This window comes from Rothia sp. HMSC066H02 (assembly GCF_001814995.1).
Lineage (GTDB): Bacteria > Actinomycetota > Actinomycetes > Actinomycetales > Micrococcaceae > Rothia > Rothia mucilaginosa.
Genome location: NZ_KV818684.1, coordinates 129,521 through 154,874 on the forward strand (window position 1 = coordinate 129,521; position 25,354 = coordinate 154,874).

The following is a 25,354-nucleotide window of genomic DNA, read 5'->3' on the forward strand; positions in this document are numbered from 1 at the left end:
TGAGGCGTCTGTCAGGGACTCGCACAATAAGCTCGCAAGGAAGAGAGGCAGGTGTTTTCGTGACCTTCTTTGGACGCACCCCCGCAGCAAGCCCTGAATTTACCCCTCCGGCGACCGTACAGTCTATTGCGGTGCTCGGCGCCGGTAGCTGGGGCACCGCTTTCGCTAAGATTGCGGCGGATGCTGCCCGCGAGCGCGGCGATGACACTCGCGTGACCCTCATCGGTCGTGATGAGCAGGTGATGGCTGAGTGTGAGCGCACCCGCGAGAACGCCCGCTATTTTCCGGGAATGAAGCTGCCGGATAACATGCACTTCACGGCGGATGCCCCCGCGGCGCTTGCCGGTGCGGATATTGTGGTTCTTGCCCTGCCCGCGCAGGTTCTGCGTTCGCAGTTGCAGAGCTTCGCCCGCTATATTGAGCCGAATGCCATGCTGGTTTCTTTAGCGAAGGGGTTGGAGACCGGTACGGGTCTGCGCATGTCGCAGGTCATTACCGAGGAGCTGGAAGAATCTATGGCTCTGCGTGGTGCTGATCTGCGCGCGATCGGCCATATTCCGCACCGCGTGTGCGTGCTGTCGGGCCCGAACCTGGCGAAGGAAATCATGGGGGAGGAGCCTACCGCCTCCGTGGTTGCGGCTCGTACCCTGCCGGTGGCTGAGTCTGTTGCTCACGCGATTGCGTGCGCGTACTTCCGCCCGTACACCAACACGGATGTGGTGGGTACCGAAATTGGCGGCCTGGTGAAGAACGTGATTGCCCTTTGCGTGGGTATTTGCGAGGGCCGCAATTACGGCGATAACTCGAAGGCGTCCATTATGACGCGCGGTCTGGCGGAGATTACCCGCCTGGCGGTGGCGTTGGGCGGCGAGGCTGCGACGATGAGCGGTCTTGCCGGTATGGGCGACTTGATTGCGACCTGCTCTTCGCCGCTGTCTCGTAATCACACGGCGGGCCGCCTGCTGGCTCAGGGTGTTACCCCTGACCGCCTGCACGAGCACATGAGCCAGACAGCTGAGTCGATTAAATCGGCACCGGTGGTGGCTGAGCTGGCTCGTCGCCACGGCGTGGAGATGCCCATTGTTGAGGCTGTGGTGGCTGTGCTTTCGGGCCGTATTGGCATTGAGGAGTTGGCGCCTCAGCTGCTCGGTCGCCGCCTCAAGCATGAGAGCCACTAGGTTTTGAAGCTTTCTGGTGTGCTGGCACCCCTTGATTCGGGTTGTGTGCCAGGACATACTAGAAGATTGAATGTAAACATCCAAGGACGGATACCGTTGCGGAAAACCGGTGCGTGAGAAACGCATCAGTGACCGCGACGGTATTCGTGCGTTAGGATTATTGACGCATTGCCGTTCCACCTTCCGGACATGAGGGTAGGGGAACATTGACTAGGAGAAATATATGACCGAGAAGAAGACCGTCGCCCTGCTGTGCGGTGGCCGCTCCTCCGAGCACCCGATTTCGCTCATTACCGCTGCTGGCGTTCTGGGCGCTATTGACCGCACCGCCTACGACGTCATCACTATCGGTATTACCCGTGACGGCCGCTGGTACCTGACCGACGAGCAGCAGCTTGCCGAGCTGACCGCCGGCACTCGCGGTACCGCAGAGTTCCCCGAGGGTACCCAGCAGGTGTTCCTGCCGATGGGCGCCGGCGATTCCCGCCTGACCCTGGTGGATGCTGAGGGTAACGTTACCCGCACCGCACCGGTGGACGTTGTGTTCCCGCTGCTGCACGGCCCCTTCGGTGAGGACGGCACCGTGCAGGGTCTGCTGGAAATGGCTGACCTGCACTATGTGGGTTGCGGTGTGACCGCATCCGCTGTGGGTATGGATAAGCACTTCATGAAGGTTGCTTTCGAATCCGCTGGCCTGGAGGTTGGCCCCTACGAGGTTGTCACCAACCGCCAGTGGGAGCACGAGGACCGCGAGCAGATTCTGGAGCGCGTGCTGAAGCTGGGCTTCCCCATGTTCGTGAAGCCGACCCGCGCAGGTTCTTCCTTCGGTATTACCAAGGTGGATTCGGTGGAGGAGCTCGTGCCCGCGATTGAAGAGGCACGCCGCCACGACCCGAAGATCATCATTGAGGCGGGTATTGTGGGCCGCGAGATTGAGTGCGCCGTGCTGGACGGCCACCACGGCGAGATGCCGCGCGCATCCTACCCCGGCGAGATTGAGGTTGTGGACGAGGACCACGGCTTCTACGACTTTGAGGCGAAGTACGTTTCTGAGTCTTCCGCTGTGACCGTGTGTCCGGCGAACCTGCCGCAGGATGTGCAGGATCGCCTGCGTGAGCTGGCTGTGAAGGCGTTCCTGGCGCTGGATGGCGAGGGTCTGTCTCGTGCGGACTTCTTCTACACTGAGGATGGCCGCCTGGTCATCAACGAGGTGAACACCATGCCCGGCTTCACCCCGATTTCGATGTACAAGACCATGTGGGAGAACACCGGTATCTCTTACACTGATCTGATTAGCGAGCTGCTGACCCTGGCGATGGAACGCCCCCTGGGTCTGCGCTAGTTCTTGGGTGCGCTGTCGTTTTGACTGCGCTCAGTTATTGAATACGTAACGGTGGGGGACTAGCCCCTGTTGTAAGGCGCCTCGGTGCGGATTCTTGAGGGAATCGCGCCGGGGCGCTTTTTGTGCGGTGGGCAAGTTGATGGCTGTGTGGGAGGGGTAATTGGTACGTATTGAGCCCCAAAAGCTTATGAGAATCGCTCGTTTTTCACTCATGAGAAAAATCACTCTTGTTTGCTTCGGGGCTGCTTGGATGGTGGAGTGCAAGTTTTAAAGTGGTATTGATAAGGCAAAACGTAATTCTGCTCATAAGTGCATGAAATGATGCTTCTAGGTAATGAAAAGATGTTATTGATGGTCGTTGCACATCTTGAAGCTCAAAGATTGGTATGAAAGCGCTAAAGTGAGTAATGAAGAAAAAGCCGATTCGGTAGAATAGATGAAGGTATATCCAATCTGCCCTAGCGATTGGGTATCTATTCACTCACAACGTATCAGAAAGTCAAGGACAACCTTTGGGAAAACGAAACCGTAAGGTGGTCTCTGCGAGTCTGGCGACAGCACTGGTTGCTTCCGGAAGCCCCTACGTAGCCTCATTTGCTCAAGATGTGCAAGAGGCGGCGTCTCAGGTTCCGCCCAACCCTGCCGCCACCGCAAGCCAAACCCTGGACCCCACCGCAAACGCGGCATCTTCCTCTCAGACGGCAGTACCCACGCTCGCAACCGTGAGCGCATGGCCCACCGCTCAGGGGGACAATAAGACTGACAAAGCGCAGGCAGAGCCCACCGCTCAGCCTAGCGCTTCTTCGAGTGCTCAGCCCACCGCTAGCGCCGAGCCCTCCGCGAGTGCTACGCCCAGCCCGGATGCGAACGCTACCGCGCAGCCTACTGCCGAGCCCACCGCTTCTGCTAGTGCGACTGCAAGCCCGAGTGCTACGGCGAGTCCTAGCGTAGAGCCCTCTAAGGATGCAACCGCTGAACCTACCGCTACGCCGACTGTAGCTCCTAGCGCAAGTGCCGAACCCAGTGTTGCTCCTACCGCAACTCCGACGGCTGAGCCGACTGTAGCTCCGACTGCGGAGCCTACGGTCCAGCCGACGGCAGAACCTACTGTTGCTCCCACTCCGGAGCCGACCGTTGCGCCTACTGTGGAGCCCACCGCGGAACCCACCAAGGATGCAACTCCTGAGCCTACTCAGGATCCGACCCCTGAGCCTACGGTAGAGCCCACCCCTGAACCTACTCCCGAGCCGACCCCGGAGCCTACTCAGGACCCCACTCCGGAACCGAATCCGGAGCCCACTCCTGAGCCGACCAAGGACGTAACTCCCGAACCGACCCCGGAGCCGACCCAGGACCCCACTCCGGAACCGAATCCGGAGCCGACCCAGGATCCCGTCCCGGTTCCCGAGCCGACTAAGGACGTAACTCCCGAGCCGACCCAGGAGCCCTCTCAGGTTCCAGTTGTTCCGGCCCCGGTTCAGGATCCGACTCAGGAGCCCTCCAAGGAAGCTAAGCAGGAGCCGACCAAGGATGCGGTCATCCCCGTGATTCCGGTAGCTCCGGTAGAGGATAACAAGGACAGCTCGGACTCCAAATCGGTTACCCCGATCGAGACCGAACCTGTTGCTCCGATTCCTCCGGCGAACAACCCGGTGACCGTCCCCGGCAATCGTCAGGAAGTCTCTGGGGAAGATGTCATCATCTCCATTGAGCTTCCGCGACCGGGCAACTCCTCTGAATCCTCAAGTTCCTCTTCGGGATCTTCGAGCTCTTCACCGAGCAAGGCACCGAGCGACAGGCTTGATGGCGAGGATGACGATCCGTTGCGTTCTGGCGGTACCACCCTCGGACGAATCGCAGCCAATAACGGCTCGAATGACTCCATCCCGGGTGCGGCAGACTGGGTTGCTGGATACCTCTCGCACAATAAGACCGACGAGGACCACTCCCACGAGGTAAGCCCCTCGAACTCCTCAAGCTCGGTATCGGCTTCGAAGTCGCCTAGCTCCTCCACCTCGGCTAGCGCCAGCCGCTCCGCAAAGAGCGTGGCAAAGGCTGACGGTGCAAACGCCGCCCAGGAGCAGGCCGTGAAGAATGCGGACGCGGACGATTCCGGACTTTCCGGCATTGCACCGCTGATCCTCTTCTCACTCATCGGTCTGGTGCTGATTGCTCTGGCAATCCGCTACTTCAGCCGCGGAGCATAAGGCGAACATAACGCGTAAGAATACGCGATAATAGAGGATGTGAATCCTCAGACTTTTAGCGAAACGCGGGACAACCCCATGCGAGAGACACCTCTCTCAAAGCTGGGGGAGTCCCGCGTTCTGCGCGCTTTCATGCCGATTATCAACGCCCACAACGAGCAGGTTGCCGCAGCGGCACGCCAGGCCGGGCACATTGAACCCCTCGAGGTGGGCCCCGGTGACGACTGTGCCGTCCTCGCCGCGCCCGCGCCCGGTCAGCGTACCGTGGTCACCACCGACACTCTCGTTGAGGACCAGGACTTCATGAACCTCTGGCCCGGCGGTATCGCACAGACGAGTGAAGCCGGTGAGTTCATTCTGGAACCCGCCCGCAGTAGCGGCTACGATGTGGGGCGCAAAGCCGCGACCCAGAACCTCGCCGACGTTGCCGCCATGGGGGCACGCCCGGCGAGCCTCTTCATCTCCTTGAGCCTGCCCGGTAGCACTCCTTACGGCTGGATTGACGGCTTCGCCCACGGCATTGTGGACGGAATCAACGCCTGCGGAGCCACCGAATGCGTGATTGGCGGCGGCGATATTGGCGACTCCACCGAAATGTCGGTGACCGTCACAGCCCTCGGCTACACGGACCGCGCCGTGCTGCGCTCCGGCGCGCGCCCCGGTGACACTATCGCCCTGGCGGGGCGTACCGCCTGGTCCGATGCCGGTCTGCGCCTGCTACTCAACCCGCTCTCCCTGCCCGCTACGGCACTACTGCGTGCCATCACCGCAGGTCAGAGTGTTGAGGCGGCGCTGGGCACGGTGGCTCAGGCGTGGGCTCAGCGGCAAGCTGAAGGCTCTGGCGCTCTTCCTACTGGCGCTCTTCCCGAGGGGCTCATCGAGCTCGCCCGCACCCTCACCCCGGAAGATGCCGCGCACATGATTGCGGTCTGCGAGCGCGCCGTCGAATCACAGCACCACCCGGTCAGCCCCATCCCCGCCGGTGAAGTGGCACGCCAGCATCAGGCGAGCTCCATGCTGGATCTTTCCGACGGACTCGTCAAGGACGCCGGACGAGTTGCCGCCGCCTCCGGGGTGCAGATGCGCCTCGACCGCGCCGCCGTGGATGCTTTCGCCGAGCCGCTGCTACCGTTGGCGCGCCTGCTGCTGGCGATTGGTGAGCGCAACGAGGCGGGGGAGAGCCCCGCATCCCTGGCGCGCACCTTCGTGCTGGTTGGCGGGGAAGACCACGGTCTGCTGGCGACCTTCCCCGGTGAGGTGCCCGAAGAGTTCGTGCCCCTGGGCACCTGCGTTGCGGATGCCCCGGAGCGCGGTCTGAGCGCCGAACTCTACGGTGCCGAGCGCCGCCACAATGCGGTGACCGGCGCGGCGGTCGTGATGGACGGCCGCTCCCTGGACGGCATGGGCTGGGAACACTACGGGGCTTCCGCGTAGGAGCTCCGCCGGGTACTCTATCGGGCACCCTGCCGGGCGCCGCGAGGTGTTTTAGCTGGCATTTTCAGCTGGCGGGATAGACGACGGGCAATACCGTACATTTAACCGAAATTACCTAGAATAGAAGTACGAAACAGGCTGGGTTCTGTCCGTGCCGCGGGCACCAAGAAATCAGTCGGGAACCAGCCACAAACTCAGCCGAGAACTAGTTGAGAAATCAGCCGAGAACCGCGCGAAACTGACGAAACTGACGAGGAGGGTAGCGTGAACGCAGAACAGAACCAGCGCACCGAAGAACGCGAGATTTACCGCCGCGCCTGCGTGCGCGCCTACCGCTTCGGCGTAGCGTGGTCCACCGCCGCCCGCACCACCATCGAACGCTACCGCGATGCGCTCAACGAGCTCAACGGGTTCCCCGTTCCCGATAAGGACACCGGCTCCAATATTGCCCACACCCTGCTGACCCTGACCGAAGAGTTTGAGCGGGGCATGGAACAGGTTCTGCCCAGTGAGGATCTGCCCCGTAAGGTTCTGCCCAGCGAGGTTCTTCCCGCTGGCGAAATTCCCGTCGGGGAGGGTGCGTGCGTGCCCGAGGCGGCGGGCGCCTCCGAAGAGGAAACCCTCGCCCACCTGTGGATTCAGCTGGGCGGCATCTACGAGCACGCGATTATGCGCGCATCCCGCGTGGCGCGCGGCAACTCTGGTACTCTGCTTTGCGCTTGGGCGCTGGAGGCGGTGCGTAGCTACTGGTTCCTGCCCGGAAACCTCGCTCGGGAGCTCGGCGACGCAGCCGATGAGCTGCCGCTCGTGCGCGCCCTGGAAGCAGACTACGAGCGTGTGCTGGCTGGCGGTTCCCTGCCGAAGCACCGCGAAGTGAAACTGGAGTACGCCCACGCGGAGGCGCGCGCGATGGCGTTCGCGGCTGAGCGTATTCGCGCCAGCGTGGGGGAGCAGATGGTGCCCTCCACGATGCTGTCGGTCATGGTGGAGCTCGCCCGCCTGGACGCACACTATGATGCATCACAGGACGCAGAAGCTGCTGACGAGGCGCTGAAAGAGCGTCGACGTGCGCTGATGCGTGCCGCCCTGGAACGTACCGCGCAGTTCCCGCCCTCACCCGAGCTTGCCGGTTTCGTGGACGCCGGCGCGCTCGGCTTCTACCTTGCCGTGGTGCACTCCAACCCGCGTTGGGAGGGCGCGACCCTGAACGAGGCGCAGGTGGAGTTCATGCTGCGTGCACCCTCTGCCGGTGTGACTTCTGTAGCCGGTTCTGCGGCGCGAGTGGGTTCTGAACAGGCGGGCGCTGAACCTGCCGAGCACGCAGAAAGTGAGGGGCAGAGCGGCTGGGAGCTCATGGGTACCCTGACCTGCGAGCCTCTCGCCCTGGCGCAGCTGCGCCCCGAACTTGAAGCTATGGGCGACAGCCTGCTCATTACGTCCCTGGACATGGCGGCTGGACTCTGGGCGCTGCACGTGCACGTGCCCGACATCGACCCCGCCCGCGAGCTGATTATGGGCTACGGTCAGTGGTCGGATGAGCGTATTTCCTCCCTGGCGGATGGTCGTCACGCCGACCACTCGTGCGGTGCGGAGGGCGGAGCATGAGCCCCGCCCGACGTTCCGTAAACCCGCAGCAGGAAGCCCTGGACTTGGGTCTTCCTGAGCCTGCTCCGGTCAAAACTAAGCCGACAAATAAGCCCGCGAAAGCTGAGGCAGCGCAGAGTGAGCCCGTAGATTCTGAGTCCGTAGATTCAACGGTTGTGGAGCCTGCCCGTGCTGATTCTACGACCCGTGCTGATTCCGCGACCCGAGCCCGGCCGCGGAAAAAGGATGCGCCGCTACTGAGCGATGAGCAGCTCCGCACCACCGCCGAGCTGACCGTGCGCGATCTTGCCGCCTACGCCCGAGGCGAGGTGAGTCGCGCCGAGCTGAGCGAACGCGCGGCACAGCGCGCCAGCGCACCCTACCGTAAGGCGCTCAAGACGCTCAAGCATTCGCTGGGGCCCGCCGCGCACACCATGACCGACGACGCTCTCTACGAGCTGGTCGATATCGCGTTGGCGGCACGGCAGGCAACTCAGCCGGACGTAAAACAGTCGGAAGCGCATCAGACAGAAGCAGATCAGCCGAAGGAACCTGCCCGGAAAGCACCCGCCCGGAAGAAGCCGGCTCAGAAGAAAACAGCTCAGAAGGAACTAACTCAGAACGAACCGATCCCGCAGGAGAGCGAAACTGCCGCGCGGGCTATTTCGGCGCGCCCGCAGAAGGTAACGAAGGCAAGCGAAGAGGGCGAGCAGAAGCCTGCGCCGAAGAAGAATGCGCCGAAGAAGATCGAGCCCGAGGCGGAAGCTGAAAAGCCTGCACTCAAAAAGACTGCAGCGAAGAAGACTGCGCCCGCAGAGAAAGCTCCCGCTTCCAAAGCCTCGGTATCGAAAACCGCAGCGCCGAAAACCCCTGCAAAGCCGAAAACTGCGCCGAAGAAAGCCCCCGCGAAGAAGGCAACCGCTGAGAGGGTCGCGGCTGATAAACCCGCATCAGCCGCCGCGGAGGCTAAGAGTCGTGCCCTGGCGCGCTACGCCTCCGAAGATCGCATCGAAAATGCGCCGCTCAAAAAGTACCTGCCCGCGCCCAGCGCCAAGGCAATCGCTACGCACCTGGACCTGCACACCGTCGGGGAGATGCTCGAATACTTCCCGCGCAAATACCTGCCGCGCGGTGAGCTCAGCTCCTTCGCCGAACTAGTTGAGGGTCAGGACGTCACCATCATTGCCCGCGTGGTGCACGTGAGCACCCGAACCATGGCGGCGCGGCGCGGCAAAATCACGGAAGTGACCATCACCGACCGGCTCTCCGATGCCACCGGGCAGGACGCACCCGCAGGTTTTGGGGCTGCCGGTTTTGGCGCCGTTGGCCTCGGGGCTGGCGGTCCTGTGTCCGTGGTGCCAGGGCGCGCTAACCGCCCCGGCGTATCCGGTGCATCCAGAGTATCCGGCGTGCCCGCGCAGAGCTGGCAGGCAACCGGGATGCACAACCCGCGCATTAATGCGCTCGCTAACTCCACACAGAACCCAGGTGCCCAGATTCCCCGCGCTCAAAACCCCGCGGCTCAGAACCCCGCACAGGGCAGGGGAGCGCAGCCCGCCTCCTACAGCGGCTACGCAGACAGCTACGGCCAAGATTCGTTCGCGCAGGACAGTTTTGCGCAGGATAGTTTCGCGCAGGGAGGCCTCTTTGGCGTGCCCGCGCCCAGCATGACGAACCCCGGTGCGCTTATTGGCTCGCAGATGAAGCTTTCCTTCTTCAACGCCTGGACCGCCGCCCGCGAAATCCGCGAGGGTGAAACGATGATGTTCTCCGGCAGGGTCGGTATCTACCGCGGCGAATACACCCTCACCAACCCGCACTACGCCCTGCTCTCGAAGGACGCCTCCGGCGCGGACGTTACCGACGCCGCCACCGCCCCCGTGCCCGTCTACCGCGCTCCCGTGAAGCTGCCCACCGACCGCATTAGCGGCTACATGGCGCAGCTGCTCGAAAAGGTTCCGCTCAAAGAACTTGAAGACCCGGTGCCCTACACGATTCGTCACGCCCGCAAGGTGCCCTCGCTGGAGTGGACGTACCGCGCTCTGCACACCCCCGACTCTGAGGACACTTGGCGTGCCGCGCAGGCGCAGATGCGTTACCGCGAGGCGTTCGTGCTGCAGAGCGCGCTCGCCCGCCTGCATTCGGTGCGTGCCGCGCACCTGACTCAGCCGCGCCCCGCCGTGGAGGGCGGCCTCGCCGATCAGCTGCTTCAGGTTCTGCCCTATGAGCTGACCGAGGGACAGCAGAAGGTGGGCGCTGAAATTGCCGCCGACTTGTCGAGCGAATCGCCCATGAACCGCCTGCTGCAGGGTGATGTGGGTTCCGGTAAGACAGTGGTGGCTCTGCGCGCCATGCTGCAGGTTGCCGATGCGGGCGGCCAGTCTGCGATGCTCGCCCCGACCGAGGTGCTTGCCGAGCAGCATTTGCGTTCGGTGCTGGACATCCTGGGGGATATGGCGGCGCCCGAAGACTCTGATGCTGACGATTCTGCCGCCGGTTCCGCCGAGGGGATCCCCGCGGGGAGCGGGGCGGAACCCGGCCGTGTGCGCGTGCGCCTGCTGACCGCCTCCATGGGCACCCGCGCCAAGCGCAAGGTACTGCAGGAACTCGCCGACGGCACCGCCCAGATTGTGATTGGCACCCACGCCCTGCTTTCCGATGAGGTGAGCTTCCACGATTTGGGTCTGGTCGTCGTGGACGAGCAGCACCGTTTCGGCGTGGAGCAGCGCGACAGCCTGCGCGGCACCGGCGGCGCCCTGCCGCACCGCCTGGTCATGACCGCAACGCCTATTCCTCGTACCGTCGCCATGACCGTGTTCGGTGACCTGGACGTATCCGTGCTCGACACCCTGCCCGCGGGCCGCCAGAAAATCTCAACGCACGTGGTGCCCCTCGCCGAGAAGCCCGCCTGGGCGTCCCGGCTGTGGAGGCGCGCCCGCGAAGAAATCGACGCGGGCCACCAGGTGTATGTTGTTGTACCCAAAATCGGGGAGGATGGCGACAGCTTGGAGGAGGGCGCCGCGTTCTTTGGCGCATCCAGCCTGAACGGTGCTGGAACTGGCGCGGGTGCGGGCAACTCTGCCCAGGGATATTTCGGTCAGGGCGGTAGCGCCAGTAGCGACGGCAAGGTTCAGCTGACCTCGGTCGCCTCAATGTACTCCTACCTGAGCGCCGAGGACGCCCTCGTCGGCGTGCGTATCGGCACCCTGCACGGCCGCATGGACCCGGCGGAGAAGACCGCCGCCATGACCGCTTTCGAGCGCGGAGAGATTGACCTACTCATCAGCACCACCGTCATTGAGGTGGGCGTGAACGTCCCGAACGCCACGCTCATGATCATCATGGACGCCGACCGCTTCGGCATCTCGGGCCTGCACCAGCTGCGCGGTCGTGTGGGTCGCGGCGGCTATGCGGGCACCTGCCTGCTGGTTACCCGCCAGGAGGAGGGCGGCGTGTCCCGCGAGCGCCTGGATGCGGTCGCCTCCACCACGGACGGCTTCGAGCTCTCCCGCATCGACCTGGCGCAGCGCCGCGAGGGTGATATTCTGGGTACTGCACAATCGGGCTCGAAGAGCACTCTGCGGTTCCTGCGGGCGCTCGCCGATGCCGACATTATTGAGCGTGCCCGCGAGGATGCCCGCTCGGTGGTCGAGAAGGACCCGACGCTGGCTAAGCACCCGTCGCTGGCGCGCACGATTGACCGCGCCCTGGACGCTGACCGTGAGGCGTTCCTCGGCAGGGGATAAGCGCCCAACGGGACAGAATGCCCCGCCAGCCCCGCCTATCTATCAACCTGCCCCGCCCACCACCCGCTGAAACCGTGACGTCAACACACCGCACTAGTTAAGAGGAGAGACCTATGAGCCGTATTATTTCCGGTGCTGCCGGAGGCGTTCGCCTTGCTTCGGTTCCGGGGGATAATACTCGCCCCACCACCGACCGGGTGAAGGAATCCCTCTTCTCCAAGCTGGAGAGCTACGACATTATTCGTGGCGCCCGCGTGCTGGACGCCTTTGGCGGTTCGGGCGCGCTGGGTTGCGAGGCGCTCTCGCGCGGTGCCGCCTCCGTGACTCTGCTGGACACGTACCCGAAGGCTGTTGCGGTGATTCGCAAGAACGTTGCCGCGGTGGAGAAGGCGATGGGCCGCACCGGCACCGGTTCTGCGACGCGCGTGCAGCAATCTCAGGCGCTGACCTACGTGAAGTCCGCCTCCGGTCCGTGGGACCTGGTGTTTGTTGACCCGCCCTACGCCGTGCCGAATGAGCAGGTCAGCGAGCTGCTGGAGGCGCTCACCCCCAAGCTTGCCGAGGGTGCCGTGGTCGTGGTGGAGCGTTCTTCGCGCGATGCGGAGCCGGTGTGGGGCGAGGGCCTGTACTGTTTTTCGACCCGTCAGCACGGCGAGACGGTTCTCTACTATGTGGAGCCTGACGAGGTGGAGGAGCAGGCGGGCGACGAGTTCGGCAACGAATCCGGCGAGGACGCTGAAGAGCTCGCCGCCTAAGATTGCTACCTAAGATTGCCGCCGCAGCTTGCTGCCTCAGCCTGCGCTCGCCCGCATGCCGCTAACCCGCATCCTAAATTCGCCCACATCTAGTCATTCCAACATCTGATATTTATTCGTGAAGGGACCGCCATGATTGCCCTCTGCCCCGGATCTTTTGACCCCGTGCACCACGGCCACCTGGAAATCATTGCCCGCGCCGCTCAGCTCTTTGACGAGGTGATTGTGGGCGTGGCGCACAATAGCTCCAAGAAGTACCGTTTCTCCCTGGAGGAGCGTGTGCAGCTGGTGCGTGAGTCTCTGCAGGAGCTCGGCATTAAGGGCGTGAGCGTGGAGCCGATTCCGCCGGGCGTGCTGCTTGCCGAGTACGCGGCGGAGCGTGGCGCGAAGGTGCTGGTGAAGGGTCTGCGTTCTGCGACGGACTACAGCTATGAGGCTCCGATGGCGAGCATGAACCGCCACCTGGCGCAGGTTGAGACGGTGTTCTTGGCGGGTGAGGATCGCTACGGTGCGGTGTCGTCCACGATTATTCGTGAGGTGGCGTCGCTGGGTGGTGACGTGACTCCCTTCGTGCCGGAGGCGGTCGCCCGCGCCCTGAAGAACGCCTAGAAAACGCCTAATCAACCCAGGCGCACACAACCTTGTGCGCACCCACCCGACATGCCCACCGGCAGGGCCCCGGCAGAATAACTCGCACCGCCGACGGGGCTCTTAACCGCCCCTGCAGAAGCCCTGACCGACCGATTAAGTGCCGCGCGGCGCCTCCTTAAGGGGATATTTAAGAGGTGAGCGCCACTTAAAGAGATTTAAAAGGCGCTTAATCTTGATTAACGGTGCGAATGACCCCTAAAATGGGACTTTGGTTTATACATTTCGTAAGGAGAAACGCCATTTCACGTGCAGACGCATCGCCGCTGGTGGTATCGGTTACTAACCTGATTCACCGCCCCGGCACCATGGAAACTCTCACTGAGGTTCTGCCCGCACCGGCAGACCTGGGTAACACGCTCATCGGCGTGGAAGAGGGTTCGGATATTGACCTCGATATTCGTATGGAGTCTGTTGTTGATGGTATCCTAGTAACCGGCTCCGTCGTTGTGGATGTACACGGCGAGTGTAGCCTCTGCTTGGATCCGATTGATTACGAGATGTCGGCCAATATTCAAGAGCTTTTCGTCTTTGAGAAGGCCCCGGCTGGCGGCCCCGAAGACGAAGTAGATGAGCAGTACGCCGTTGAGGATGATTCCATCGACCTTGAACCGGCTCTGCGGGACGCAGTAATCCTTCAACTGCCGTTCCAGCCTGTTTGTAGGGACACCTGCCAGGGTCTGTGCGCCGATTGCGGTGCGCGCCTGGAGGATGACCCCGGGCATCATCACGAGGTGTTGGATCCGCGCTGGTCGGCCCTACAGGGCCTGCTCGGTGCAGATACCGAAAACTAAATTGTTGTTACTAGAGATTGTGAGATAGCTGTGGCTGTTCCCAAGCGCAAGATGTCCCGCGCTAACACCCGCGCACGCCGTTCCCAGTGGAAGGCATCCGTGCCCCAGCTGGTTAAGACCGTTGAAAACGGTCGCGTGACCTACAGCCTGCCCCACCAGGCAAAGGTTGTAACCGACGCTGCAGGCAACGCCCTGTTCCTGGAGTACAAGGGCCGTAAGGTTGCAGACGCCTAAGAAGCGGTGAATCCTTATGACTGAATTTCCTAGTGTTGATACTAGGGAGTTGCGTAAACGTCTCGGAGTCGATATCGACGCCGAGACGTTTTTGCTATCCCTAACCCACCGCTCCTACGCCTTCGAGAACCCCGGAGTGGAGCATAATGAGCGCCTGGAGTTCCTGGGCGATTCGGTGCTTTCCCTGGCGATCGCTGAAGAAGTGTACCGACGCTACCCCGAGCTGCCCGAGGGTGAGCTCGTGAAGCTGCACCACGTGGTGGTGTCTACGGTGGCGTTGGCGAAGGTGGCACGCGACCTGGATCTGGGCAGGTACATCCTGCTCGGTAAGGGCGAGATTCACACCGGCGGCGCCGATAAGGACTCGATCCTTGCTGACACCATGGAGGCGATTTTCGGCCTGACCTACCTGGAGTGCGGTCGAGAGGCGGCTCGTGACCTGGTGCTACGCCTGATCGCGCCGCTGCTCGACGATGAGAAGGTCCTGAACTCTGGACGCGACTGGAAGACTGAGCTGCTAAACCTTGCCACCGCCCGCGGCTGGGGAGATGTGCGCTACGAGGTCACCGGCGAGGGCCCCGATCACGCGCGCGTGTACACTGCGGTCGCTATTGTGGCGAACCAGCAGGCAGGTACCGGTGTGGGTCCGAGCAAAAAGGAGGCGGAGCGCCTTGCCGCTGAGCAGGCGTACCGCGTTCTGGTTTAGGCTCATTCAAGCATCCTGCAGGTTTGTTAGCTCTGCGGTCTCTTGATTCTGCAGCCCCGCTGATTGGAGGGAATCATGCCAGAACTGCCCGAGGTGGAAACCGTTCGTGCAGGTATCGCCGACCATTCGTTGGGTCGGTCCGTGCGGGCGGTGCGCGTGGTCGATGCCCGTTCGCTGCGCAGGCACCTGCCTGGTCCCGCCCACTTTGAGGCGGCACTCACCGGCAGGACGCTGCGCGGTGCATACCGCCGCGGCAAGTACCTGTGGCTGACCCTGAGCGAGTCGGATGGCACGCTTGCCGACGAGGCGCTCGTGGTGCATCTGGGTATGAGCGGTCAGCTGCTCGTGCGCGATGAGCCGGGCGGCGATTCGGGTAATGATTTGGAGGCTCGCGAGGCCTTTGATGAGCAGCCGCGGCACCTGCGCGTGGCGCTAGAACTAGGAGCTGCGGGGGCTACCGATGGCACGGCGAGCACCAACCGGGCGAGTACCAACCGGGTAAGCACCGGGCAGCGGTTGCTCTTCGTGGATCAGCGCATCTTCGGCGGCATGTTCCTCAGCCCGCTGGTACCGGACGTACCCGCGGCAGTTGCAACGAATAAAGTAGCGCCGGGTGAGGTAGCGCCGGGTGAAGTACCGGAGCGTTTTCTAGTACCGGAAGCGGTCATGCACATTGCCCGCGACCCGCTGGACGAATTCTTCGACCCCGCGGCGGTGCGCCGCAAGTTCCTGCGCACCTCCAGCGGCATTAAGAAGGTGCTGCTAGACCAGTCGGTGATTTCCGGCGTGGGTAATATCTACGCCGACGAGGCGCTGTGGCGTGCGCGGCTGCACTACGCGAAGCCCGCACGCACCCTCAGCGCCGCCCAAACCCGCGAACTGCTGGAGGCGGTCACCCAGGTGCTGCGCGAGTCCCTGGCGGCGGGCGGCACGAGCTTCGATGCCCTGTATGTGAACGTGTTGGGGGAGTCTGGCTATTTTGAGCGCTCGCTGGACGCCTACGGTCGTGCCGGGGAGCCCTGCCACCGTTGCGCGGAGGCGGGCCGCACCTCCCTGATGGTGCGCGAACCCTTCCAGAACCGCTCGTCCTACCGTTGCCCGCACTGCCAACGGGCGCCGCGCTCTCGCTAGGTAAAAGCGCGGGCTAGGTAAAAGCTCCATAAAGCATCACGCTAGATAGACGCTCCGGCGCAAAAATGACGGCGTAGCTACGTTCCTCCCATAGGGGGATGTAGCTACGCCGTCATTCGTTTGAACCTCAGCTGTATAAACGGGGGGCGAGGGAGTCAACCCGAAAGCCACCCCGACAAGAAGCAACTGGCGGCTGTACCTATCGCCTGCACCTAGCGGCTGTACCCGTCCCCGTAGAACAAGCCCAGACGCTCGTAGCCTTCCTCAATCGACACGGCGGGCTCCCACTGCAGAAGCTCGCGGGTGCGGCGCTGATCAAACCAGTGCGCGGTCGACAGCTGCTCGGCGAGGAACTCCGTCATCGGCGGCTCATCACCGGCAGTCACGTTCTTTGGCAGACGCTCCCAGACGCGCTCAATGACCTTACCCGCCAGAGCCGCAACCTTCGCCGGAACCGAGAAACGCGGGGCGGGAACGCCCACCGCCTCACAGAAACCACCCAGTAGTTCAGCGATAGTGCGCGGCTGACCGTTCGTCACCACCAGCGCCTTGCCCGCAAAAGCGTCGAGGCGCTGATAGCCGCGCACCACGGCGTCCGCGGCGTTATCAATGTAGAGCGTATCAATCAGGCCCGTACCGCCGGAGAGCAGCGGCAGGCGGCCCGCGGCGGAACGCTCCAGAATACGCTCGACCAGCTGAGTATCGCCCGGACCCCACATCAGGTGAGGACGCAACGCACCCACGCGCAAAACCCCGCCACCGGGCAGGGCAGTGCCGTTCGCATCCAGCGCCAGAAGCTCAGCGGCAGCCTTCGAACGCGCATAGTTACCGCGCGCATGCTCCGGGGACGCCACTCCGGCACCGTCACCCACAATCGCCGCACCGGCATGAGCCACCGACGGCGACGAAATGTACAGGAACGAACCCACCGAATGGTTCAGCGTCGCCTGCAACAGGGTGCGGGTGCCCTCAATGTTGATGCGCTCATAGTCAGCCCACTCGCCGCTGACCGAAACCTTCGCCGCGGCATGCACCACGCCGTTCACGCCGGTCATCGCCAGAGCCACCGCCTGCGCGTTCGTAATATCGCCGCGCACCTGCTCAAAACGCGGGCGAATCGAACCAGGCAGAAGCGCCGCAATACCCGAATCGCCACGCTGAAAAACGCGCACATCATAGCCGGCACGCAGCAACGCCAGCACGCTCTCACGACCCAGCAGGCCGCTCGCACCGGTAAAGAGGATGCGCTCGCCAATACGCGGGGCAAAATCGGGCTCCTCAACCGGTCGCAACGAACGCGGGGCGGGGTCGGTGTAGCGTGCCGCCAGCGGCTGCGCCGGCTTGCGGAACCGAGCCGTCGGGGAGGTCACTGCATGCGCAGTCGACAGGCGGTGTCCAGATAGGCGGGACGCAGACAAGCGGGGTGCGGGCTCGTGGGAAGAATGAGAGGACATCATACTCCTTAGACTTAGGGATCCGGCAGGTGCTTACGCCCCCGCAAGGACCTTCGACGCCCACTCACCCAGGGCGGGGCGGTCAATCTTCGAATTGTGGCGAATATCGGTCGGATGCTCGTGCACCACCAGCACCGCGGCAAGTTCCACGCCGGTATCCTCGGCAACCTTCTGACGCACCAGCTGCGACAGCTCGAAGGGCGCCACACCCTCCGCAATGGGGAAGCGGCGAGCGCCGGGCACGCGATCGAGCAGGGCACGCTTGAGACCCGATGCCGACTGGCGCGCCTCCAATGCGGCAGTATTTGCGGAAGCCTCAATGACCAGCACGGGGGCGGCGGTTCCGGCGGGGCCCACCGCAACCAGGGCGGCGCGGCGCACCTCGGGCAGCGACTCGGCGGACTGCTCGGCGGCCACCGGGGTCAGCACGCCCTGGGAGGTCAGCAGCACGTGGGCGAGGCGACCCTCAACCCACAGGCGACCCGAAGCGTCCAGGTGGCCGACGTCACCGGTATGGTGCCAACCCGGAGTGCTAATGGACTGCTCCTCAGTCACCCACAGGGTGTCGTAGCGGTCCTTCACATGCGGTGCCGAGACCAGAATCTCACCGGTCACACCCGGCTCATGGGTCAGCTCATCCGCCACCGAACCGTCTTGCAGTAGCGGCGCAATAGCCACCGCCGCACCGTACACCGCGAAACCAACGCACACGCCGTCACGGGCGAACGGGTCAAGCACCTCACCGGCAGCATTCGGGGTACCCTCAGCAATCGCCTGGCGAATCATCTCGAAAGACACATCGGTCACCGGCAGACCCTCGGTCATACCGTAGGGGGTGTGCAGGGAAGCGTTCGGCACCAGGGCGGAGAGCGCCTCCAGCAACGGCACGGGAATCGGCGCGCCAGCACTCAGCACGGTCTGAACCTTGGCCAACGCCGCACGTTGCTCGCCGCTCAGCTCATCGGCGGTTGCCACCACATTTACCAGGGCGGCTGGGGATGCAAACACGACCGACGCATCAATAGCCGCCGCAGCAGACGCCAGGGCAGAAGCCGTCAGGGTCTTCGGGCGGGTCACATCCATCGTCGGGGTCACGCTGGTAGCACCCAGCGCCGGACCCAACAGCGCAAACGGCGCGAAGCCAGCCACCAGGCCGCTACCGGGCGCAAAACCGTACGTATTCGCAATGGCATCACGCATACCAGCCAGCTGACGCTGCGTGTACACCACGCCCTTAGCCGGGCCGGTCGAACCGGAGGTGTACAGCACCGCCGCATCAGCATCCGGCACGGGGGAGGGGAACTCCACCACGGTCGGGGTGGGCACCGGCGCACCCGGAGTACCGTCAGCGGCGGGCGCGGTAAACACCGAACCGGCAACGCCCAACAGCTTCTCCTGCACCGAACCCAGCGGCTCCACAGAAATACGCACACCCGGCCACAGCAGGGTACGGGCGGCACTGAGCGCGGCGGGAATACCCACCAGGAAGCTCGGGTTAGCGCCCTTCAACGCGCGAGTCAGACCCGGAATACCCAGACCGGTATCAGCCACCACAATGACAGCGCCCAGCTTCATGCAGGCGTAAATCAGGGTGGTCAGGCGGGCACCCGGAGGCACCATCAGGTTCACGCGGTCGCCCGGACGCACACCCAGGGCGTGCAGGCGGGTTGCGGCGGCGTTGACCTGCTGGTTCAGCTCAGCCCAGGTCAGGGTCACAGAAACGGAGGTGCCGTCACCCTTGGGGTCCATATCCACCACGGCGGTGGAGGCGTCATTGGCGCGTTCGGCCAGGGCAGCGAGCATGGGGCGGAACGCCGCGGGAACAGCACCCTCAGCGGCAGTGCTCTCAGCGGTAGCGCCCTCGCCGGTAGTCAGACCGTGGCGGCGCGCGCGGGCGGCACGATGCTCCGCCTCCGCATTACGCGCCGGAACCAGCACACCATCCTCCCTTGTGCCGAAAGTCTGCGCAAGCCACGAAATCATGGGGGAGGCAATATCATAATCCTCAATGACCAGGTGCGAGGCCTTCTCGTAGCGGTGCACCTTCGCCTGCGGCATGCGCTCCATCAGGTCGAACAGGTAGCGGCGCTGGAACACCGGGTCCTTCGTGCCCCACTGGAAGAACGCGGGCACGTCCAGGTCACGGATCTGCTCGGCAATACGTTGCATCGGCGTATAGGAAGGAATATCGGTGCCGGTCGGAATATCGCCCACAAAATTACGCACACCCTCACGCCACGCCGAATGAGCGTACGGCGCACGGTACGTACGGTAAATCGCCTCGTTCAGAGGGCTCGGGTACAGGCGCTTAGGCTGCTGACCCACCGGCTGCGGCAGGGCACCATCAAGCGCCCCGGCACCGGCAGAACCCGGCGCGGGCAGGCGGCCCTCATTCTGAGCCAAACCCAAGGTCACATCAATAAACGCGGTCGAATCGTGAGTACCCCACTCGTGCACACCCAACGCCAGGCGCAGAGCGGCAGGGATATTCTCAATGCCGTCATGGTAGACCGCGGTGTTCGTCAGCATCACGCCCGACAGAATCTCACGATGCTCCAGCGCCCAACCAAAGGACACCAGCCCACCCCAGTCGTGAGCGAGGGTCACGACCGGCTTATCGGTCTCATCCAGACCGAGTGCCTTCGTGAAATCACCCAGGTCAGCGATACGGTCGGTCAGGGAGCGGCGCTCACCCTCCAAATCCAGGTGGGTACGCTCCGAATAACCCATATCAATCTGATCAACCGCAACCACACGCCACGGGGCGCGCTCATTCACGCCCGCATCCAGCACAGTACGCCACAGGTACGACCAGGTCGGGTTGCCGTGCACGCACAGGATCGTGCCAATCGGCTCCAAACCCTGCTCGACCAGCACCGGAAGGTTATCCAGGTAGTGCCAGCGGCGCGCGCCAGCCTGCTGCGCCCGCTGCTCAATGGGGGCGGAGGTGGGCACCTCCAGAAGGTGGGAGTAGCGCGGGTTCACGCCCGCCCATTCCTCCGGGTTATACGGGGGCTGAGCCTTAGGGAAGTTCAAATGGCGCATGCTGGGAATCCTTCCGGATCGAATCGGTGAATGTCTACCGCAAAAGCTAACGGGTTACCGGCTAAAGGTTGCTGGCTACCGGGTTACCACTGAATCTCAAGCAGGGCAGTGTTCAGGCCAGAACCTACACCCATGCACAGAATACGGTCGCCTTCCGTGTAGGTCGGGGCGCACTCGGCGAGAGTCATCGGCAGAGCCGCCGCAGCCACATTGCCCCACTTCGGGAAGGTCATGGGGATGCGCTCACGCTCAATACCGACCGCCTCAATAATGGCGTTCGTGTGGGCGTTAGAAATCTGATGGGTCACGTAGGAGGTCATATCGTTCCACTCCCAGCCGTCCTGATGCGCCTGCTCCCATGCCTGCGCCACCAGCTCCAGACCGTGCTTGAGCAGGCCCTCGGCGTCAGTGTTCATGCCCTGATCCGCCTCGCCACCGATGCACAGGTTACGGTGCTCAGTGCCCGCGCGGGACACCGAACCGACGATGCGGTGACCCTCCGGATGGCGGTCAGCGCGACCAATCACAGCCGCCGCCGCACCCGAACCGAGGGTCAGGGTCGCAAACTGAGCCAGCACATCCTCGCGGGTCGAATCGGGGTTGTTCAGGATGCGCACCGCGGTACGGTGCCACGGGGAGGGGTCCTCGCCAGCGACAATCAGGGCGTAGTCGATAGCGCCCGCATCAATCATGGTGGAGGCGACAGTCATCGCGTTCACAAATCCCAGGCAGGCATTCGTAATATCGAAGTTCAGGGCGTGACGCGGTAGTTCCAGGCGGTCGTGCACACCCACCGAAACGGCGGGCTCAAAGTTATCGCGAGTCACCGAAGCGTTAATCAGCAGGCCAATCTGGGAACGGTCAATACCCGCCTGTTCGATAGCCTTCTCGGCTGCGGCAACCACGCCGTCCTCGAAGGTCTGGCCCTCAGCCCAACCGCGGCGAGTGCTAATACCGGCAAGACGCTCCAGCAGGCCCTTGGGCATACGCAGACGCTTATAGGTTTGGGCCAGCTGCTCATCGAAGTAGTCGCTCGTGACGACCTCCGGAGGCAGCTCATGGGTAATAGACAGCAGAGCTGCATTAGCGTGGCGAATGTCAGAGTTCGTGCCGACCTTATCGGCGGATGCATTCATCAATGGTGTGGCCCTTGAAAATAGAAGTCAGTGGGATACATAGAAAAACGCGGGGATGCGAATAGCGGCCCCGCAGAATTCGTGATGCTCATTCCAATCTACCGCACCGGTCGGATGAATCCGTATCCATAGACCCAATATGAACGCCCCCGTTCACCCGGCGCGTAAGCTACGCAAATATGTCGCGCGAAGAGGCCGTTATGTGGCCCTTGGAGACTTTACGGTTACTTCACGGTGTGCATCAAAATCATTGGGGTAACTTCAGTGCGTGCATAAGAGTCCCCGCGCTCGCCCTTTCCAACAACTCTTCCCGCAGCCCGCCCGCCGCACCGCGTACACTAGAGGGATGCCGCCACGCACCACAGAACGTGCCCGGCACACACCAGTTCTTCTGCAGAAAGGCCCCTTGTGCACCTGATGTCGCTGACCCTGCGCGGGTTCAAGTCTTTCGCCTCCGCAACCACTTTCGAGTTCACCCCCGGCATTAACGCGGTGGTCGGACCCAACGGCTCCGGCAAATCCAATGTGCTGGATGCGCTCGCCTGGGTCATGGGCGAGCAGGGCGCTAAGAGCCTGCGCGGCGGCAGCATGAAGGACGTTATCTTCGCGGGCTCCGGCGAGGCCGGTTCAGGTGACGGTGCCCAGCGTGCGCCCCTGGGCCGCGCCAAAGTTACCCTGACTTTCGATAATTCTGATGGCACCCTCAGCATTCCCGCTGATCGGGTGCAGATTTCGCGCACCATGTTCCGCTCCGGCGGCAGCGAGTACGAGATTAACGGCTCCCCGGCGCGCCTTGCCGACATTCAGGACCTGCTCTCGGAGGCGGGTCTGGGTCAGCAGATGCACGTGCTCGTCGGCCAGGGTCAGCTGGATGCGGTCCTGCATGCCACCGCGCAGCAGCGCCGCGACATGATTGAGCAGGCGGCGGGCGTGGTCAAGTACCGCCGCCGCCAGGAGAAGACCAGCCGCAAGTTGGAGTCTGTGGCATCGAACGTTACCCGCCTGAGTGACCTGGTTGCCGAGCTGGATTCGCAGCTGCAGCCGCTGAGCGAGCAGGCAGAATCCGCCGCGACTGCACGCCAGCTGCAGGCGCGCATCCGCCAGCTGGAGGCGGTGCTTTTGGCTCGTCAGCTGGGTGTTCTGCAGGCTGAGCAGGCGCAGGCTCTCGCCTCCGAGGCGGAAGGTACCCGCCGCGCCGAAACCCTGAAAGAACAGCTGGAGGCGGCGCGTGCAGCATCCGCGAAGCATCAGCAGGAGCAGAACCGCCTGAACGCCGAGGTCACCGCCTGTCAGAAGGCCGTGTCGACCCTGCGCGAGTCCGCCGCGCGCGTGCGCACCGTGCAGTCCATCGCCGCCGAGCGCGTGCGCACCTACCGCGTGGAGCTGACCGAGGCGACCGCCGCCGCCCGCGCCGGATACGAACGCGCCCTGGAACTGCTGGAGGAACGCCGCGAAGAGGCAGAGCGCGCGGTGGAAAGCTACGCCAGCTTTGAGGAGCGCTACGATGCGGCGCTGAAGAACGTTGAGAAGGCGGCGTCCGAGGTGGCGCAGACTGAGCGCGCCTCGGGTGAGGCGGCGCAGTCTCGTGCCCGCGCGCAGGCCCAGCTGGATGCCGCCCGCGCCGCTGCGGTGGAGGCGACCCGCGCCTACGCGGCGGCGGCTGAGCGTGCCGCAACCCTGCGTGAGGCGCTGGGCCAGAGCCTGGGTGAAGCATCCGCCGAACTGGACACTGAATCTGCTGAGGCGGTGTTCGACCCTGAGACCGGCGAGCTCATGGATTCTTCGAGCGAGGGCGCGAGCCTGCTGCGCGTGCTGGATGCCGTGCAGATTGACCCCGAGTACGCGCGTGCGGCGTCTGCTGCGCTGACCTCGCTGGCGACCGCGGCGTTGAGCGTGCCGGTTGAGGGCGCCGAGGTGTCGCAGCTGCGTGGTGACAAAGATAGCGATAAGGGTGATGAAAGCAGCGAATCTGCCGCGAAGGAACTTTCAACAGAACTGCCCGAAACCACCCTGCCCGAATCCTGCGCCGCCGAACTGCGCGAGCTGGGTATCCGCCCCGCAACCGAGATCATTGAACCGCTCAGCGAGGATGCCGCCGCGCTCGCCGGCATCGACGAGCACGCCCTGGCGCGCGTCACCGCGGCGCTGGGTGAGCGCCTGGCGGGCGTGCTGTTCGCGCCGGATGCCGCCTCCGCAGAGCACGCCCTGCAGCTGCTCGCAGAGAATACCCTCGCAGGTCAGCGCACTATGTGGCGTATTTTTGACCCCGCGGGCACCGAGCACACCCGCTACAGCCTGCTCTACCCGGCTGAGGGCGCCAGCCCCCTGGAACTTGCCGCCGCCTACCGTGCCGCATCCCAGGTCGTGACCCGCACCCGCGCCGAACTGGACGAAGCCGAGCATGCGGTTCAGCAGGCGCAGACCGCGGCAGAGGCGGCAGTCGAGGCCGAACGCGAGGCAGCGAAGGCGGCGGGCGTGGCGAGCGCCGAGCATGCCCGCGCCCGCGCCCAGGCGGAGTCCCTGGAAGCATCTGCGCAGAACATCCAGGCTGAGCGCGCCCGCCTGAACGAGCGCCTCACCGCCGCGGAGGAATCCGTGGCGCAGGCGCGCGTCGCCTACGAATCGGCGCGCACCCGCGAGGATTCCTACCTGGCGGGCACGGGGGAGCAGGCACCGGCGGCAAAGATTGAGCGCCGCGCCCAGCGTCTGGGTGAGGTTCTTGCCGAGCAGGTGAGCGAGCGCGAGCAGCAGTTGCACGAGCTGAGCACCGCCCTGAAGAACGCCCAGGAGGGCCTGACCAGCACGAACGATGAGGTGCAGGATCTGCAGGCGGCGCACGCGGCGGCGTTGACCCTGCTGGCGCGCACCCAGACGGAGGCGGCGCGCGTGCAGGAGCGCGTGCAGGCGCTGGCTGAGCGTGCTCGCCTGGTGACCGGTTTGACCCTGGAGCAGCTGGAGGAGGAGTACCCCGAGCAGCTGCCGGTTGACGTGCCTGCTGAGGAGGCTCCCGAGAACGCCGCCTCCGAGAATGTGGCATCCGAAAATTCCGCACCCGAAACCGCGCCCCAACCGGCATCAGAGACTACCGAAGCTTCCACCGAGAGCGTCCGCGCTCGCCTCAAGGCAACCCGCGCCGAACTGGAGGCGCTGGGCGCCATTAACCCGCTGGCGCTGGAGGAGTACGAGGCGCTGTCCGAACGCCATGCCTACCTGAATCAGCAGATTGAGGATTTGAAGGCGACCCGCCGCGACCTGAACACGGTCATGGACGAGGTCAGCAGCCACATTGCGGAGGTGTTCACCGCCGCGATGGAGGATATTAACACCCACTACCGCCGCATCTTTGAGACCCTGTTCCCGGGAGGCGAGGGCCACCTGGAGCTGGACGACCCGTCCGATCCGCTGAATTCGGGTGTGGAGATTCACGCACGCCCGGCGGGTAAGAAGGTTAAGCGCCTGTCGCTGCTGTCTGGCGGTGAGCGTTCGCTTGCTTCGCTGGCCCTGTTGATTGCGATTTATATGTCTCGCCCGTCGCCGTTCTACGCCCTCGATGAGGTTGAGGCGGCGCTGGATGACCGCAACCTCTCGCGCCTGCTGCAGGTGATTGGTGAGTTGGGGGAGCGTTCGCAGCTGATTGTGGTGACGCATCAGAAGCGCACGATGCAGATTGCGGAGACCCTGTACGGGGTGTCGATGCGCGGTGGCGTGTCGACGGTGCTTTCTCAGCAGATGGAGGAGCTGCGCGAGCTGCTGTAGTCCGCCGCACACCCACCCCGGCGAACGTCACATGTCCTAGGAATGGTCATGTGCACCCCGGGGTACAGGTCACCGCCTGTACCCGGGTACTATAGGGGGATATGTGCGAACACCGCCCACCTATTCGCGGTTGGCGTGGTGTTTCGCTGTGATCAGGCCTGATGCCCCGCCCTACCCGCGGTGCGCATCCGGCGGCAACCATCC

16 protein-coding genes are annotated in these 25,354 nt (G+C 63.7%); 13 read left to right on the forward strand and 3 right to left on the reverse strand.

The window, feature by feature from the left end:
• Positions 1-59: 59 nt before the first annotated feature.
• From HMPREF2999_RS05955 to mutM, 12 genes are all read left to right on the forward strand, one after another.
• Positions 60-1,178 carry an NAD(P)H-dependent glycerol-3-phosphate dehydrogenase gene (locus HMPREF2999_RS05955; protein WP_070676701.1) on the forward strand — a complete coding sequence of 373 codons (1,119 nt, stop codon included), beginning with the start codon at positions 60-62 and terminating at the stop codon, positions 1,176-1,178.
• A gap of 223 nt (positions 1,179-1,401) precedes the next feature.
• On the forward strand, positions 1,402-2,520 hold the full coding sequence (locus HMPREF2999_RS05960) for a D-alanine--D-alanine ligase family protein (RefSeq protein WP_049347437.1): 1,119 nt from the start codon (positions 1,402-1,404) through the stop codon (positions 2,518-2,520).
• A 512-nt stretch (positions 2,521-3,032) separates the two neighbouring features.
• Positions 3,033-4,727: a PT domain-containing protein gene (locus HMPREF2999_RS05965; RefSeq protein ID WP_070676699.1), complete on the forward strand. Its 1,695-nt coding sequence runs from the start codon at positions 3,033-3,035 to the stop codon at positions 4,725-4,727.
• Positions 4,728-4,805: 78 nt separating this feature from the next.
• Positions 4,806-6,161, forward strand: a complete 1,356-nt coding sequence (locus HMPREF2999_RS05970; RefSeq protein ID WP_070676697.1) for a thiamine-phosphate kinase — start codon at positions 4,806-4,808, stop codon at positions 6,159-6,161.
• Positions 6,162-6,425: 264 nt separating this feature from the next.
• Positions 6,426-7,766 (forward strand): DAK2 domain-containing protein, encoded by a 1,341-nt coding sequence (locus HMPREF2999_RS05975; protein WP_070676695.1) that lies wholly within the window; start codon positions 6,426-6,428, stop codon positions 7,764-7,766.
• A complete protein-coding gene (locus HMPREF2999_RS09305; protein ID WP_083315106.1) occupies positions 7,763-11,491 on the forward strand; it encodes an ATP-dependent DNA helicase RecG in 3,729 nt (1,242 codons plus the stop codon). Before HMPREF2999_RS05975 ends, HMPREF2999_RS09305 begins: the two co-directional genes overlap by 4 nt.
• 113 nt (positions 11,492-11,604) lie before the next feature.
• Positions 11,605-12,246, forward strand: a complete 642-nt coding sequence (gene rsmD, locus HMPREF2999_RS05985; protein WP_070676693.1) for a 16S rRNA (guanine(966)-N(2))-methyltransferase RsmD — start codon at positions 11,605-11,607, stop codon at positions 12,244-12,246.
• Positions 12,247-12,378: 132 nt separating this feature from the next.
• Positions 12,379-12,855 (forward strand): pantetheine-phosphate adenylyltransferase, encoded by a 477-nt coding sequence (gene coaD / locus HMPREF2999_RS05990; RefSeq protein ID WP_070676691.1) that lies wholly within the window; start codon positions 12,379-12,381, stop codon positions 12,853-12,855.
• 224 nt (positions 12,856-13,079) lie between these two features.
• Complete coding sequence (locus HMPREF2999_RS05995) at positions 13,080-13,688, forward strand: YceD family protein (protein ID WP_012903341.1); 609 nt, start codon at positions 13,080-13,082, stop codon at positions 13,686-13,688.
• A gap of 30 nt (positions 13,689-13,718) precedes the next feature.
• Complete coding sequence (gene rpmF, locus HMPREF2999_RS06000; RefSeq protein ID WP_005505656.1) at positions 13,719-13,922, forward strand: 50S ribosomal protein L32; 204 nt, start codon at positions 13,719-13,721, stop codon at positions 13,920-13,922.
• A 16-nt stretch (positions 13,923-13,938) separates the two neighbouring features.
• Positions 13,939-14,628 carry a ribonuclease III gene (gene rnc / locus HMPREF2999_RS06005; RefSeq protein WP_049354558.1) on the forward strand — a complete coding sequence of 230 codons (690 nt, stop codon included), beginning with the start codon at positions 13,939-13,941 and terminating at the stop codon, positions 14,626-14,628.
• A 75-nt stretch (positions 14,629-14,703) separates the two neighbouring features.
• Positions 14,704-15,759: a bifunctional DNA-formamidopyrimidine glycosylase/DNA-(apurinic or apyrimidinic site) lyase gene (gene mutM, locus HMPREF2999_RS06010; protein WP_070676689.1), complete on the forward strand. Its 1,056-nt coding sequence runs from the start codon at positions 14,704-14,706 to the stop codon at positions 15,757-15,759.
• A 212-nt stretch (positions 15,760-15,971) separates the two neighbouring features.
• On the opposite strand, the gene HMPREF2999_RS06015 is transcribed toward mutM, so the two are convergent.
• The 3 genes from HMPREF2999_RS06015 to HMPREF2999_RS06025 form a co-directional block, all read right to left on the reverse strand.
• The gene (locus HMPREF2999_RS06015; RefSeq protein WP_070676687.1) at positions 15,972-17,213 is read right to left on the reverse strand and encodes an NAD-dependent epimerase/dehydratase family protein; all 1,242 of its coding nucleotides are present in this window, start codon (positions 17,211-17,213) and stop codon (positions 15,972-15,974) included.
• A gap of 33 nt (positions 17,214-17,246) precedes the next feature.
• The gene (locus HMPREF2999_RS06020; RefSeq protein ID WP_070676685.1) at positions 17,247-20,258 is read right to left on the reverse strand and encodes an alpha/beta fold hydrolase; all 3,012 of its coding nucleotides are present in this window, start codon (positions 20,256-20,258) and stop codon (positions 17,247-17,249) included.
• Between the two features lie 83 nt (positions 20,259-20,341).
• Positions 20,342-21,394: a 3-oxoacyl-ACP synthase III gene (locus tag HMPREF2999_RS06025; RefSeq protein ID WP_049347456.1), complete on the reverse strand. Its 1,053-nt coding sequence runs from the start codon at positions 21,392-21,394 to the stop codon at positions 20,342-20,344.
• A 417-nt stretch (positions 21,395-21,811) separates the two neighbouring features.
• On the opposite strand from HMPREF2999_RS06025, the gene HMPREF2999_RS06030 reads away from it, so the two are divergent.
• A complete protein-coding gene (locus HMPREF2999_RS06030) occupies positions 21,812-25,150 on the forward strand; it encodes a chromosome segregation SMC family protein (RefSeq protein WP_083315110.1) in 3,339 nt (1,112 codons plus the stop codon).
• Positions 25,151-25,354: the final 204 nt, after the last annotated feature.